The sequence below is a fragment of the Pseudokineococcus marinus genome, from assembly GCF_013004605.1.
In the GTDB taxonomy this organism is placed as follows: domain Bacteria; phylum Actinomycetota; class Actinomycetes; order Actinomycetales; family Quadrisphaeraceae; genus Pseudokineococcus; species Pseudokineococcus marinus.
In genome coordinates this window covers 1-13,984 of sequence record NZ_JABEMA010000052.1, presented here as the reverse complement: position 1 = coordinate 13,984, position 13,984 = coordinate 1, and the positions used below count along the sequence as shown (strand labels likewise).

Sequence of the window (13,984 nt, the reverse complement as noted above, 5' to 3'; positions counted from 1 at the left end):
GCTCCCGCCCCGGCGCCGATCACGAGCGCCCCGCCCAGCCCGGCGCCGCGCACGCCGGCGCCCGCGGAACCCCTGCCGACCGCGACGCCTGCACCCCACGCCGGGCCCCCCGCCGAGCCGACCCCGACCGCGACGCCGGAACCGCCCGCCCCGGCGCCCGGGACGGCGCTCGCCGCGCTGGCGACGCTGCCGGTCAAGGGCCGCGCCCCGAAGACCGGCTACGACCGCGACCTCTTCGGCCAGGCGTGGGCCGACGTCGACCGCAACGGCTGCGACACCCGCAACGACGTCCTGCGGCGCGACCTCGTCGACGTCGTCCTCGACGCCCGCACCGGCGGCTGCGTCGTCCTCACCGGCCTGCTCGCCGACCCCTACACGGGCACGACGCTCGCCTTCACCCGCGGTGTCGGCACGAGCGCGGAGGTGCAGGTCGACCACGTCGTCGCGCTCTCCGACGCCTGGCAGAAGGGCGCCCAGCAGTGGGACGCCGCCACGCGGGAGGCCTTCGCCAACGACCCGCTCAACCTCCTCGCCGTCGACGGCCCGACCAACGGCGCCAAGGGCGACGGCGACGCCGCCACCTGGCTGCCGCCGCAGCGCTCGGTCCGGTGCGCCTACGTCGCCCGGCAGGTCGCGGTGAAGGCCGCCTACGGCGCCTGGGTCACCGAGGCGGAGCGCGACGCCGTCGCCCGCGTCCTCGCCGACTGCCCCGGCGAGCCGCTGCCGACGCCCGCGACGACGGGCACGCCGCCGCGGGGAGCAGGCCTCGACATCAGCGGCACCGCCGAGCGCGAGCCGGCTCCCGCGCCGGAGCCGGCTCCCGCGCCGGCGCAGCCCGCGGCACCCGCCGGAGGCGGCACCGATCCGCGCTTCGACACCTGCGGCGACGCGCTCGACGCCGGGTACGGCGAGTACGTGCGCGGCGTCGACCCCGAGTACGACTGGTACCGCGACGGCGACGGCGACGGGGTCGCCTGCGAGGGCTGACGCGCGAGGTGGCAGCACGACGACGCGCTAGAAGGCGTCCTCGTGCTGCCACCTCCGTCGCGCCTGGGCTGCCCGTCGCTCTCCGCGGGGGAGAGTGGCGCCCGTGCCCGCCCGCCTGGTCCCCGCGCTGCTCGCCGTCCTCGTGGCGACGACGGGATGCGGCCTCCTCGACGGCGCCGCCCCGCAGCAGCAGGAGGTCAGCGGCTCGGCGCTCGACGTCCTCGCGACGCTCGAGGTGCGTGATCGCGACCCGCGCACCGGCTACGACCGCGAGCTCTTCGGCGAGCGGTGGGCGGACGTCGACGGCAACGGCTGCGACACCCGCAACGACGTCCTGCGGCGCGACCTCGACGACGTCGACCTCGACCGCCGCAACGGCTGCCTCGTCTGGGCGGGCGTGCTCGTCGACCCCTACTCGGGCGTCGTCGTCGACTTCGAGCGCGGCCCGGACACGAGCCCGGAGGTGCAGGTCGACCACGTCGTCGCGCTCTCGGACGCGTGGCAGAAGGGCGCCCAGGAGTGGGACGCCGCGACCCGCGAGGCCTTCGCCAACGACCCGCTCAACCTCCTCGCCGTCGACGGCGACGTCAACGAGGCGAAGGGCGACGGCGACGCCGCCACCTGGCTCCCGCCGGACCGCGGCGTCCGGTGCGCGTACGTCGCCCGGCAGGTCGCGGTGAAGGCCACGTACGGCGCGTGGGTCACCGAGGCCGAGCGCGACGCCGCGGCGCGGGTGCTGGCCGAGTGCCCCGGCGAGCCGGTGCCGACGGCGGGCGAGGTGGAGGTACCGGCCCTTGGGAAGGCCTTCTGAGCCGACGACGAGGTCAGGTGTCCGCGACCCTCCGCGTCATGGCACTGACCTGTGGTGAGCTGCGCTGGTGGACAGCGTCGTCGAGCGGGTGACCCGCGAGCGGGCGATGGCGTGGGTCGAGCAGCGCGCGGCGGAGAACGGCGGCTGGATCAGCAGGGACCAGCTGCTCCGGGGCTTCCGCCCCGACGGCGCGGAGCCCCTGGGGCTGATCGACTACTCCCGCGGCATCCGGAACCCCGCCCACATGGCCGCCACGCTGTCCATCACCACCTCGGTCGGCGGCCCGTACGAGGACAGGGACCTCGGTGACGGACTGCTCCACTACGCCTACCGCCAGGGTGGTCGTGGCGGGGACAACACGAAGCTGCGCCGGGCCATGGAGCTGGGTGTCCCGCTCATCCTCTTCATCAAGACCGAGCCCAACGTGCTGGTGCCTGTGCACCCCGTCTACGTCGTGGCTGACGACGAGAGCACGCAGACCTTCGTCATCGCACTGGACGAGGAGTTCCGCGACATCGCCGACCCGACGTCGCTGACGGAGGACCAGCGGCGCTACGCCGTCCGGACGGCACGCCAGCGCTTGCACCAGCCTGTCTTCCGCGGACGAGTCATCCGCGCGTACGCCACGCGCTGCAGCATCTGCAGCCTGGCCCACGGCCGGCTGCTCGAGGCCGCGCACATCTACCCGGACAGCCACCCCGAGGGCCGTGCTGTGGTGAGCAACGGCCTGAGCCTGTGCTCCATCCACCACGCCGCCTACGACGCCAACCTGCTCGGCATCACCCCCGACCACGTCGTCCAGCTCGACGACGACCTGCTCGCCGAGGTCGACGGTCCGATGCTGCGGCACGGGCTGCAGGAGATGCACGGACGCGCTCTGACCCTGCCGGCGCGCCGCCAGGACAGGCCCGACCGGGAAGCCCTCGCCTTCCGGTACGAGGCCTTTCGCCGCTAGCGAGGCGCTCGTCGCGGAGCAGTGCGGCAACAGCCGTTGTGCACGAGCTGCTCTGAACCGGTCACCGGTGTCCGAGATGGCGGACGACGGGCGTTCCGCGTGGCACGGTGCCTCTCGTGGACGTCGTCGCCGGTGCCTACGAGTCGCTCGTCACGCGCCGCCTGGCCCGGTTGCTGGAGGAGACGACGCTCGAAGCGGCGTACGCGCGCGTCCCCGACGCTGCTGCGCCCGACGTCCTCGCCCGCCATGTCGCCGAGGCCGTGCGCAGGCGCCTGACGGACATGCCCGTCGCCGACCGTGCCGGGTACGTCAACAGCCTGCTCTCCGTGGAGCCGGGCGACGACCTCGACCTCGTCGACAGGGTCGAGCAGCTGACAGAGCTGCGGCAACCCGGACTGACAGGTCGCTGGCCGCAGGGGCGGCCCGCCACGCCCCTGTCCGACGTCGCTCTGCTGACGAACAGCCGCGGCGAGCCCAACCTCGGAGCGGAGCTCCGGCAGGAGATGGGCAGCGCCGACCACGTCGACCTGCTGTGCGCCTTCGTGCGCTGGCACGGGCTCCGGGTGCTCGAGGAGCCGTTGCAGGCGCTGCGGGACCGCGGCATCCACCTCCGCGTCGTCACGACGACGTACCGAGGGGCCACGGAGCGGCGGGCGCTCGACGAGCTCGTCCGGCGCTTCGGCGCCCAGGTGAGGATCCGCTACGACGCCCAGACGACTCGCCTCCACGCCAAGGCGTGGCTCTTCCGCCGCGAGTCCGGCTTCGACACGGGCTACGTCGGCAGCTCCAACCTCTCGAAGTCGGCGCTCGTCGACGGCCTCGAGTGGAACGTGCGCATCTCCTCCGAGGCGACGCCGACGCTCGTGCGCAAGTTCGAGGCGACCTTCGACACCTACTGGAACGACCCGGGGTTCCGCGACTACGACCCCGACCGCGACGCCGAGCTGCTCGACCGAGCCCTGGCGGCCGAGAGCGGCTCCTCGACCAGCGGTGCGGTGGTCTCCATCTCCGGCCTCGAGGTGACGGCACGGCCCCACCAGGAGCTGATCCTGGAGGCGCTCGACGTCGAGCGCCTCACCCGTGGCCGGCACCGCAACCTCGTCATCGCGGCCACGGGTACGGGGAAGACGGTCGTCGCTGCCCTCGACTTCCGCCGGCTGCGCGCCCAGTGGCTCGAGCGGGAGGGACGCGAGCCGCGGCTCCTCTTCGTCGCCCACCGCAAGGAGATCCTCGAGCAGGCGCTGCGCACGTACCGCGAGGTGCTCAGCGACGGCGTCTTCGGCGAGCTGCTCCTCGGCGGCGGCCGGCCGACCCGGTGGTCCCACGTCTTCGCGTCGATCCAGTCGCTGTCGGCCGAGGTGCTGGCCCAGCTCGACCCTGAGCACTTCGACGTCGTGGTGGTCGACGAGTTCCACCACGCCGAGGCGACGAGCTACCGGCGACTTCTCGACCGGGTGCGGCCCGCCGAGCTGCTCGGCCTCACAGCGACACCTGAGCGCGGCGACGGAGTCGACGTCCGCTCCTTCTTCGACGGTGAGACGGCGTACGAGCTGCCCCTGTGGTCTGCGCTCGAAGCCGACCTCCTCTGCCCGTTCCACTACTTCGGCGTCGCCGACGGGACGGACCTGCGCGGCGTCGACTACCGGCGGGGCGCTTACGACGTCGTGGGTCTGGACGGCGTCTACACGGGCAACGACGCGCGGACGCGCATCGTGCTCGCGGCCCTGCGCGACCGCGTCACGGACGTCGGTCGCATGCGCGCCCTCGGCTTCTGCGTGAGCGTCGCCCACGCCGAGTACATGGCGCGGAAGTTCGCTGACGCCGGCATCCCCTCGGCACCCGTCTCCGGCGAGACGCCGACGACCGAGCGGGAGCGCGCCTTCGCGCTGCTGCGCTCCGGTGAGCTCCGGTGCCTCTTCGCGGTCGACCTCTTCAACGAGGGTCTCGACCTCCCCGACGTCGACACCCTGCTCATGCTGCGGCCGACCCAGTCCTCGACCGTCTTCCTCCAGCAGCTGGGGCGCGGTCTCCGCCGAGCTCCGGGCAAGGCGGTGCTCACGGTGCTCGACTTCATCGGCCACCACCGCAACGAGTTCCGGCACGAGCTGCGCTACCGAGCGCTCACCGGCACGACGCGTGAGCAGCTGCAGCGGGACGTCGAGCAGGGCTTCCCCTACCTGCCCGCCGGGTCGCAGCTCGTCCTCGATCGGGTCGCGCAGGAGCTCGTGCTCGACAACGTGCGCTCGTCCCTCCGCTCGACGAAGAAGGACCTCGTGCGGGACGTCCGGGCCGCCGCGGTCGACGGTCGTGCGCCCGACCTAGACGCCTTCCTCATGAGCAGCGGGAGGCCCCTCAGCGACGTCTACCGCAAGGGAGGCAGCTACACGGAGCTGCTGCGGGCCAGCACCCTGCCCGTTCCTGAGGGAGCAGACGGTGAGGCGGCTCTCCTCCGCCGGCTGTCCGTGCTCGCGCACGTCGACGACCGCGAGCGCGCGGACCTCTACGCGCGCATGGCCGACGCCGACGGACCCGGCTACGAGGAGCTCGGTTCCCGGGACCAGGCGCTGGCCAGGATGCTCTTCTTCGCGCTGTGGCCGAACAAGGGCGACTTCTCCTCTTACCAGGCCGGCTTCGCTGTCCTCCGGAGCCAGCCGGCGGTGGCCGCGGAGGTCCGGCAGCTCATGGCCGGAGCCGTGGCGCGAGCCGAGCACGTCGCCCGGCCGCTGCCCGGCCTCGGGCACCTCCCGGTGCTGTCGCACGCCACCTACCGGCGTGAGGAGCTGCTGGCCGGCCTCGGATGGGCGACGTGGGAGAGGTCGGCGCGCGGCAACATCACCGGGGTCGCCTGGTCGGAGGACGAGCAGGTCGACGCCCTCATGATCAACCTGCGCAAGGACGAGGCCTCCTTCACGCCGTCGACGATGTACCGCGACTTCGCGCTGTCCCCGACGTTGTTCCACTGGGAGAGCCAGAACGCGACGTCGGAGACGTCGGTGTCCGGTCGTCGGTACGTCTCCCATCGTGCGGGTGGTTCGCACGTCGTGCTCTTCACGCGGGACGCCCCCACCGATGCGATCGGCGCCGCACCCTTCACGTGCCTGGGGACGGCGCAGTACGTCGAGCACCGCGGCGAGCGGCCCATGGCCATCACGTGGAGGCTCGACCGGGCGATGCCGCCGGCGGTCGTGCGAGCGGCCTCCGCGGTGTCCGCGTGACCGACGACAGAGGGAGCGCCGCGGGATCACCGTGGTGAGGCTGAGGGGTGGTCTCCGACGACGGCATCGGTCGTCCCGTGACGCACCACGGCGCCGCCCCCGCGCGAGCGGGGACGGCGCCGTGACGGCGGAGGCACGTCAGCCCGGCACGACCGCCCAGAGCAGCGCGACGACGCCGAAGCCCACGAGGCTGAGCACGGTCGTCAGCAGCGTCCACCGGCGCAGCCCGTCGGCGACCGACATGCCGAGGTAGCGGGTCACGACCCAGAAGCCCGAGTCGTTGATGTGGCTGAGCCCGAGGGACCCGAAGCCGAGGGCCAGGGTGAGCAGCGCGGTGTGCGCGACGCCGAGGCCTGCCTCCGTGGCGGCCCCGGCCACGAGGCCGGCGGACGTGATGAGCGCGACGGTCGCCGAGCCCTGCGCGGCCCGCAGCGCGAGGGCGAGGAGGTAACCGGCGAGGAGCAGCGGCAGGCCGAGGGAGGTCAACAGGTCCGAGACCGACCCGCCGACACCGCTCTCGGTGAGGACCCGCGCGAAGGCGCCACCGGCACCGGTGACGAGGATGACGACAGCGGCCGGCGGCAGCGAGCTCTCCATGACCTCGCCGAGCCGCTGTGCGCTCCAGCCGCGGCGCACGCCGAGCAGGTAACCCGCGAGGGCCAGCGCGACGAGCAGCGCGACGACCGGCGCCCCGACGAGACCGGCGACGGCCCGCAGCTGGTCGCCCTCCGGCAGGAGGGTCGCGCCCACCGTGCCGAGCATGATGAGGAAGAGCGGCACGAGGATGATCGCCAGCACGGTGCCGGCGCCCGGTGCGCGCTCGCCGGGGGCCAGGCCACCCGCCGATCCGCTCGCCGACCCCTCCGAGGAGCCGCCCGTGGCGGTGCGCTCAGCGACGGCGGTGGAGCCGGCGCCCTGGCCCGCGACCGCCGTCGTGCCGGAGGCGGCGCCCGTCGTGCCGAAGGACTCGAACTGCTCGCGCGTCGCCGGGAGCATCTCCATGTCGTCGCGGTTGATGCGCTTGGAGAGCAGGTGGGCGACCACGCCGACCGGCACGCAGATGGCGATGCCGAGGACGGTGACCCAGCCGACGTCCGCGCCGAGCACCGCGGCGCCGCCGACGACGCCGGGGTGGGGCGGCACGGACACGTGCACGGCGAGCATGAGACCGGCCACGGGCAGCCCGTAGCGCACGGGCGAGACGCCGGTGGCCTTGCAGAACCCGTAGATGATCGGCACGAGGATGATGAAGCCGACGTCGAAGAAGACGGGGATGGCGAGCACGCCGGCCGCCGCCGTCAGGGCCCCGGCGACACGGCGGGGGCCGAGCAGGTGCGCGAAGCGGCCGGCGAGGGACTCGGCGCCGCCGGACAGCTCGATGATCTTCCCGATCATCGCGCCGAGGGCCACGAGGATGGCGACGGACCCGAGGGTCCCGCCCATCCCGGCGATGATCGCGGGGACGACGCCCAGCTGCTCGGGCGCGTCGCCCTCGGCGGGGACGGTCGCGAGCGGCAGGCCGGCGACGAGGCCGACCAGCAGCGCGGTGACGAGCAGGGCCGCGAAGGCCTGCACCTTGAAGCGGATGACGAGGACGAGCAGCAGGGCGATGCCGGCTGCGCCGATGAGGGGGAGAGACCACTCGGGCATGGGGGGCTCCGTCGACGGTGACGTGGGCGTGCGGGGACGAGCCGACGGGGCGCGGTGCCCCGTCGGCGTGGGGCTCGGTCGTGCGGGTGAGGTGGTGCGGTCAGGCGGTGGTGCGCTCCGGGCGCACGACCTTGACGACGCTCGAGTCGTCCGCCGTCGCGAGGCCCTGGGCGGCGCCGAGGAGGAAGAGCTGCTCGGCGGCGGCCGCGACGGGCGCGGCCAGGTGGGCGGCGCGGGTGGCGTCCCCGACGATGCCCATGTCCTTGACGAAGATGTCGAGGCGGCTCCTCACCTCGGCGCCCTCGGGGCTGTGGGCCTCGAGCATCCGGCGGCCGCGGTCGCCGAGCATGAAGCTGCTGGCGGCACCGGCCATCAGCGCGTCCAGCGTGCGCTCCAGGTCGAGACCGAGGGCGTCGGCGAGGGCGAGCGCCTCGCCGGCGGCGGCGATGTGGACCCCGCACAGCAGCTGGTTGACCGTCTTGAGCGCCTGGCCGTCGCCGGGCCGGTCGCCGACGACGGTGAGCGTGCTCGCCAGCAGGTTGAGCACCGGCTGCGCCTTGGTGCGGGCCTGCGGCGTCGCGCCGACGACGACGAGGAGGTCGCCCGCGCCGGCGCGGGCGGGACCGCCCGACAGGGGCGCGTCGACGAGGTCGACGCCCTGCTCCTCGAGCCGCTCGACGACGGGGGCGAGCGCGGTCGTGCCCACCGTGCTCGTGAGGACGACGACGGCCCCCTCCTTCAGCCCGGCGGCGACGCCCTGCTCGCCGAAGAGGACGTCGTCGAGCTGCGCCCCGTCGCGGACGGCGAGCAGCAGGGCGTCGACGCCGTCGACGGCCTCGGCCGCGCTGCCGCACGGGGTCACGCCGCGCTCGCGGGCGAGCTCGAGGCGCTCTGCGGCGATGTCGAAGCCGCGGACGTCGAGGCCGGTCGACAGGCGGGTGGCCATCGGCAGGCCCATGGCGCCGAGGCCGAGCACGGCGACGCTGCGGACGGGCTCGTCGCTCGCGGCGGGGGGAGGGGTGGTCATGGCGATCCTTCGCGACAGGTGGGGGCGAGCGGGCAGAGGTGTCGTGGCTGAGGTCTCGGGGCAGGGTCGGGAGGCAGACGTCGAGGGGCGGTCGTCTGCGGGCAGGGCGGAGCGCGCCACCGGGCCGGGCGGGGGCCGCCCCGGTGGCGCGGATCGGGGGCCGGGCTCAGCCGGCAGCGGCTCCGGCGAGGCGGGAGACGACTCGGGCGAGGCCGTCGTCGTCCCCGACGTTGCCGGGGAAGACGACGTAGGGGACGCCTGCGGCGGGCCCGTCGGCGGGCTGCCACAGGGACACGAGGCCGGGGAGCATCGGTCCGACGACCGTCGCGCGGCTGATGCCGAGGCCGCGCACGGCGACGTCGTGCGACGTGATGCCGCCCTTGGCGACGACGAAGCGCGGCGGGCGCTCGGCGAGCACGCGGGCGACGACGTCCACCACCGCGTCCGAGACCGAACGGGACAGCGCGAGGCTCGCGTCGGCGTCGTCCGCGGTGACGAGGTCGCGGCTCGTCTGCACCAGCGCGTCACCGCGATCGAGGGCGTCGACGACCCGCGCGACGGCCTCGTCGAGGTGGCCCGCGCGGCGCTCGTCGTCGACGAGCACGGGCACCGACAGCTCGACGACCTCGGTGCCGGGGCGCTCGGCGACGAGCCGGTCGCGCTGGCGGGTCGTCAGCCCCGTGTGGGAGCCGACGACGACGAGACCGCCTGCACCGGAGCGGTCGGCGACGTCCACGTGATCGACGACGTCCGGCGCCTCCTGGCCGACGCGCGCCCGCACGAAGGCGGGGCCGGTGCGGTAGAGCAGGGTGCGGCCCTCGCCCTCGAGGCGCAGGCACGCCAGCGCCGTGACCTGCAGGTCGACCTGCGTGGCGGCGTCCACCGAGACGACCGCACCCGTGGGCGCCCCGCGCAGGACCTCGACGACGGCGTCGGGTCCGCGGCGGACCGTCGCGAGGTCGAGGACGACGACGTCGTCCGCCGGAACGGCGCCGCCCGTCTTCTCCTCGACCCACGCCGGCAGGTGCGAGCTGCGGTAGCCGAACGTCGCGTCGCGGGCGAACTCCGACTCCCCGACCGGCACCATCTCGCCGCCCTCGCGGGTCCAGTGGGTGCCGCCGGCGGTGACGCGCCCGGCGTCCGGGAAGGCCGGGGCGAGCAGGACGAGGTCGGGCCGGTCGAGGCCCGCGGCGGCGAGCTCCTGGGCGACGACGTCGGTCTCGAGGGGGAAGTGACCGCGCAGCGTCGAGTCGCTGCGGGACAGGAAGGTGACGCGCTTGCCGCGCTCGGCGGCCGCGGCCAGTGCGGCGCGCACGACCGCGCGGGTCCGCTCCTCGGTGGCGGCCGCGTCCAGGCTGCGGGAGTTGGTGAGGACGTAGAGCGCCGGGCTGCGGCCGAGCGCCCACGCGAGGTCGTCGGTCTCCCAGCGGGTCAGCACGGGGAGGTCGGCCACGGACTGCGTCCCGGTCGGGTCGTCGTCGAGGACGACGAGGGTCGTGCCCGCGGCCCGCAGGGCGTCCGCCACGTCGGCGGCCGTGGTCCCGGCCTCCGGGCCGGCCGTGCTCAGGATGTCGTCGAGCGTCATCGCTCCTCCTCCGCGTCGAGGTCTGCTGTCAGATATCTGACAAGGGATCGTCGACGGCGTCAAGAGGGGTTCCGCTCAGCCCCGGGCTGCGTCGGAGGTCGGGGGTGGGTCAGGGGGCGGGCGTGCGCAGGACGAAGCGGCGGAGGTCGGCCTCCGTCTGGTCCATGTGCGAGGCCATCGCCGCACGGGCCTGCTCCGGGTCGCCGGCGCGGAGCGCGGCGAGGACGTGGTCGTGCTCGGCGATCGCGTGGCGCTGCACCGGCTCGTGGCTCGAGGTGTCGCGCCGCGCGTGCTGCAGCACCCGGGCGAGGGGCTCCATGACGACGGTGAGGAAGACGTTGCCGCCGGCGCGCAGGACGACGTCGTGGAAGGCGATGTCCTCGCGCACGAAGGCGTCGACGTCGGAGCCCTCGTGGGCCGCGCGCATCCCGGCGAGGTGCGCCTCGAGCGCCGCGAGGTCCTCGTCGGTGCGGTGCTCGGCGGCCAGCGCGGCGGCACCTGTCTCGATCATCCGGCGCACCGCGATGAGCTGCAGGGCCGCGGCGCCCCCGTCGTCGGGGTGGGACACGCTGCGCACGAGCATGTCCAGCCCCGTCCACTGCGAGACCGGCGCGACCTCGCTGCGCCGGCCGGGCACCCCGCGGACGACGCCTTGCGCCTGCAGCAGCTTGATGGCCTCGCGGACGGTGAGCCGGCTGACGCCGTAGCGCTCGGCCAGGTCGGCCTCGGGCGGCAGCTGCTCCCCGGGCGGGAACTCCCCCTCGAGGACGTCGTCGGACAGGCGCTCGACGGTGGCCGCCACGAGCGACTGGCGTGCCATGGGTCGTCCTCGCTGTCGTGGGCTCGGGGGCGTCGCGACACAGTGCCGTGGTGCCGTGGGGGAACGCGCGTCAGCGTAGGGCGGGCCCGCACGCTCACGCCCGCGCCAGGAGCACCTCGCCCACCGCGGCGAGCAGCGCCGGCTCGAGGTCGAGCGCCTGCAGCCGCGACGCGCGCAGCGCCGCCGGCTGGTCAGCGGTGACGACGGCGTAGGCCCGGTTCTTGACGACGTGCTCAACCTGCGCGCGGTCGAGCAGCCGGAAGACCCGGTCGTGGACGTCGTTCGGGCGCAGCGCCGGCGCGGCTCCGAGGTCGACGCTCACCGTCGAGGACGGCGCCACGTCCTCGACGACGACGGAGGTCCTCGTCGCGGTGCGGCGCACGACGGCGTCCCGGGCGACGTCGTCGACCATGACGGCAGGGGTGGCGGCGTCGTCGAGCGCGACGAACGTCAGCGTCCAGGTGCGCCGGGCGGGGACGGCGTCGAGCGGCCCGGTCGCGGGTCCGACGGTGAGCCGGCCGGTGGCCTGGTCGTAGGTGAGCGGGGTGCGGACGAGCTCGCCGGTGGTGGTGTCGTCGTCCTCGAGGAGCTCGAGGGACCCGTCGGCGCCGACGACGACGAGCACCTCGAGGTGGTCGGGGTTGGCCGTGCCGTTGCCCGGGCGGGTCTCGCCGTCGAGCGGGACGAGCGCTCCCGCCGGCGCGAGGACGGGGATGGTCGTGAGGTCGCGGTGGAGCACGACCTCGCGGTCGCCGTCGTAGACGAGGTCGGTCATGACGTCGACCCAGGTGCCGGCGGGCAGCCATGCGCGGGTGGCGGCGAGCAGGGTGCGGCGGTCGGCGGGCTCGGTGATCGGCGCGACGACGAGCTGCGTGCCGAAGGTCGTCTGGTTCGGGACGCGGTAGGCCTCCTGGGCGTGCGGCCAGCGGTGGTACATCGGCTGGACGAGCGGGAGCCCCTCGGCGGCGGCGCGGTGGTTCATGGTGTGGAGGTAGGGCAGCAGGCGGTGCCGCAGCCGCAGGTGCTCGACCATGACCTCGCGGGCGGCGGCGGGGAAGTCCCACGGCGCCTTGGAGATGAAGGCGTCGGCCCCCGAGTGCAGCCGCGTGACGGGCGAGAAGACGCCGAGCTGGACCCACCGGGTCGTCAGCTCGTCGTCGCGGGTGCCGAAGAAGTGGCCGCCGACGTCGTGGCTCCACCAGCCGTAGCCGATGTTGGCCGCGGTGGCGGTGAAGAAGGGCTGGAAGGCCAGGGACGCCCAGGAGATGACGGTGTCGCCGGAGAAGCCCACGGGGTAGCGGTGGCTGCCCGGCCCCGCGTACCGCGAGAAGGTCAGCGGCCGCCGCCCGTCCCGTCCGTCGTCGAGGTAGTGGAGGTGGTTGAGCACCCACAGCGGGTCGACGCCCGTGACGCGTGAGTGCGGCCCCGACTGCCAGTCGAGCCACCAGAAGTCGACCCCCTGCTCCTCGAGGGGGTGGTGGAGCACCTCGAGGTAGGCGGCCATGAAGTCGGGGTCGGTGACGTCGAAGGAGATCGGCAGCCCCTCCGCGGCGTCGCAGCCGAGGGCCTCCGCCATGGCGGGGTAGGCCTCCTCGTGACGGCGGACGCCGTCCGCGGGGTGCACGTTGAGCGTCACGCGCAGGCCGCGCTCGTGGAGGGCCGCGAGGAAGGCCGGCGGGTCGGGGAAGAGCTCGCGGTCCCACGTGTAGCCCGTCCACCCGCTGCCCAGGGCCGGATCGATGTCGACGAGGTGCCAGTCCATGTCGATGACGCTCACGGACAGCGGCACCTCCTCCTGGCGGAAGCGCTCGACGAGCGCGAGGTAGGTGTCCGTCGTGTAGCGGTGGTAGCGGCTCCACCAGGTGCCGAGGGCGTACCGCGGCAGCACGGGCGTGGGGCCGGAGACGTCCCGGAGCGCGCGCAGGGCGTCCTCGTGGTCGAGCCCGTACGTGAAGAGGTACAGGTCCGTGCGCCCGACGCTGTCGGCCGCCACCCACCCGTCGGCCTCGAAGCAGAAGGACCCGCCGTCGTCGACGAGCGCGAGCCCGGTGCGGGAGACGACGCCCGGCTCGAGGGGGATGGCGCCGTCGGCCTCGTCGAGCGTGCGCGCCGTCCCGCCGAGGTCGTCGGGCACCTGCCCGTAGCGCCAGTCGGAGGCGTGGTGCGTGATGCCGCCGAGCGCCGAGACCTGCAGGCCGCTCGTGGTGAACGAGCCCTTGTCGTAGGTCAGGTGGAAGCGCGAGGTGAGGATCTCGAGGTGGCTGCCGCTGTCGACGACGCGGAACTTGGGCACGGGCAGCTCGCGGTTCAGCGCGAAGGTCGACGCCCGGTCCTCGAAGCGGCCGTCCGCCGAGTGCTCCATCCGCACGAGACCGTCGGTGAGGACGGTGAAGCGGTAGGTGGCCCCCTGGACGACGGCGCGCGGGTCGGCGACGGGGCGGGACGGCAGGGCCTCGGGGAGCGGCATGGCCGGAGTCTGCCGACGAGCACCGACGACGGCGAGACCGCCGGACGGGGGGACGCCGGCGCCCGTCCCCGCCGCGGGTTTGCACGTGCCGCCGGTGTGGCCTAACGTTCTTCCTCGCCGCCCGGGAGGGAGGAACGGACACCAGCTCGGTGGCCGGTCCCCGCTGGGAGAGGCACCCCGCTTGGCCGACATGCCGGTGCTCCTCCGGGAGTTCTGGTCCTTCGGGTGTGCGTGGGGCCTGGTTCGGGTTGGTCGGAAGGCCTGCGGATCTGGGTTAGTGTTTCGGAGCCGCGCCGGGAACGGTGCGGAGCGCCTCACGCGGGGGCCGCCTTCACGGGTTGGTCTGGTGTGCGGGTCTGCTTCTTGAGAACTCAACAGCGTACCGAAGTCGAATGCCATTTTTTGTGGGCTGGGCTGGTGGTGCTGGGTCTGCCGTTGTGGTGGGTCTGGTGTCGCGTGGTTCTGGT

At 74.2% G+C, this 13,984-nt stretch carries 9 protein-coding genes; 4 read left to right on the top strand and 5 right to left on the bottom strand.

The features are described from left to right. The first annotated feature begins 18 nt into the window (after nucleotides 1-18). From HLB09_RS05665 to HLB09_RS05650, 4 genes are all read left to right on the top strand, one after another. Entirely contained in the window at nucleotides 19-987 is a 969-nt protein-coding gene (locus HLB09_RS05665) for a GmrSD restriction endonuclease domain-containing protein (protein WP_409372980.1), read from the top strand. 103 nt (nucleotides 988-1,090) lie between these two features. After that, nucleotides 1,091-1,798 (top strand): HNH endonuclease family protein, encoded by a 708-nt coding sequence (locus tag HLB09_RS05660; protein WP_171202433.1) that lies wholly within the window; start codon nucleotides 1,091-1,093, stop codon nucleotides 1,796-1,798. 67 nt (nucleotides 1,799-1,865) lie between these two features. Next, a complete protein-coding gene (locus HLB09_RS05655; RefSeq protein ID WP_212770603.1) occupies nucleotides 1,866-2,753 on the top strand; it encodes an HNH endonuclease in 888 nt (295 codons plus the stop codon). A gap of 116 nt (nucleotides 2,754-2,869) precedes the next feature. Continuing rightward, the gene (locus tag HLB09_RS05650; protein WP_212770602.1) at nucleotides 2,870-5,968 is read left to right on the top strand and encodes a DUF3427 domain-containing protein; all 3,099 of its coding nucleotides are present in this window, start codon (nucleotides 2,870-2,872) and stop codon (nucleotides 5,966-5,968) included. A 138-nt stretch (nucleotides 5,969-6,106) separates the two neighbouring features. Here HLB09_RS05650 and HLB09_RS05645 read toward each other — a convergent pair whose 3' ends face one another. The 5 genes from HLB09_RS05645 to HLB09_RS05625 all read right to left on the bottom strand — a co-directional run bounded on the left by HLB09_RS05645 (nucleotide 6,107) and on the right by HLB09_RS05625 (nucleotide 13,517). Further along, on the bottom strand, nucleotides 6,107-7,618 hold the full coding sequence (locus HLB09_RS05645) for a GntP family transporter (RefSeq protein ID WP_171202431.1): 1,512 nt from the start codon (nucleotides 7,616-7,618) through the stop codon (nucleotides 6,107-6,109). A gap of 100 nt (nucleotides 7,619-7,718) precedes the next feature. Next, nucleotides 7,719-8,645 (bottom strand): NAD(P)-dependent oxidoreductase, encoded by a 927-nt coding sequence (locus tag HLB09_RS05640; protein ID WP_171202430.1) that lies wholly within the window; start codon nucleotides 8,643-8,645, stop codon nucleotides 7,719-7,721. A 166-nt stretch (nucleotides 8,646-8,811) separates the two neighbouring features. Then, the gene (locus HLB09_RS05635; protein WP_171202429.1) at nucleotides 8,812-10,230 is read right to left on the bottom strand and encodes a four-carbon acid sugar kinase family protein; all 1,419 of its coding nucleotides are present in this window, start codon (nucleotides 10,228-10,230) and stop codon (nucleotides 8,812-8,814) included. A 109-nt stretch (nucleotides 10,231-10,339) separates the two neighbouring features. Further along, the gene (locus HLB09_RS05630; RefSeq protein ID WP_171202428.1) at nucleotides 10,340-11,050 is read right to left on the bottom strand and encodes a FadR/GntR family transcriptional regulator; all 711 of its coding nucleotides are present in this window, start codon (nucleotides 11,048-11,050) and stop codon (nucleotides 10,340-10,342) included. Between the two features lie 94 nt (nucleotides 11,051-11,144). Next, the gene (locus tag HLB09_RS05625) at nucleotides 11,145-13,517 is read right to left on the bottom strand and encodes a glycoside hydrolase family 31 protein (protein ID WP_171202427.1); all 2,373 of its coding nucleotides are present in this window, start codon (nucleotides 13,515-13,517) and stop codon (nucleotides 11,145-11,147) included. Between the last annotated feature and the right edge of the window lie 467 nt (nucleotides 13,518-13,984).

Excerpts from the sequence above, each read along its gene's own strand:
- HLB09_RS05645 (WP_171202431.1), bottom strand. The coding sequence starts at position 7,618 with ATGCCCGAGTGGTCTCTCCCCCTCATCGGCGCAGCCGGCATCGCCCTG.
- HLB09_RS05640 (WP_171202430.1), bottom strand. The coding sequence starts at position 8,645 with ATGACCACCCCTCCCCCCGCCGCGAGCGACGAGCCCGTCCGCAGCGTC.
- HLB09_RS05635 (WP_171202429.1), bottom strand. The coding sequence starts at position 10,230 with ATGACGCTCGACGACATCCTGAGCACGGCCGGCCCGGAGGCCGGGACC.
- HLB09_RS05630 (WP_171202428.1), bottom strand. The coding sequence starts at position 11,050 with ATGGCACGCCAGTCGCTCGTGGCGGCCACCGTCGAGCGCCTGTCCGAC.
- HLB09_RS05625 (WP_171202427.1), bottom strand. The coding sequence starts at position 13,517 with ATGCCGCTCCCCGAGGCCCTGCCGTCCCGCCCCGTCGCCGACCCGCGC.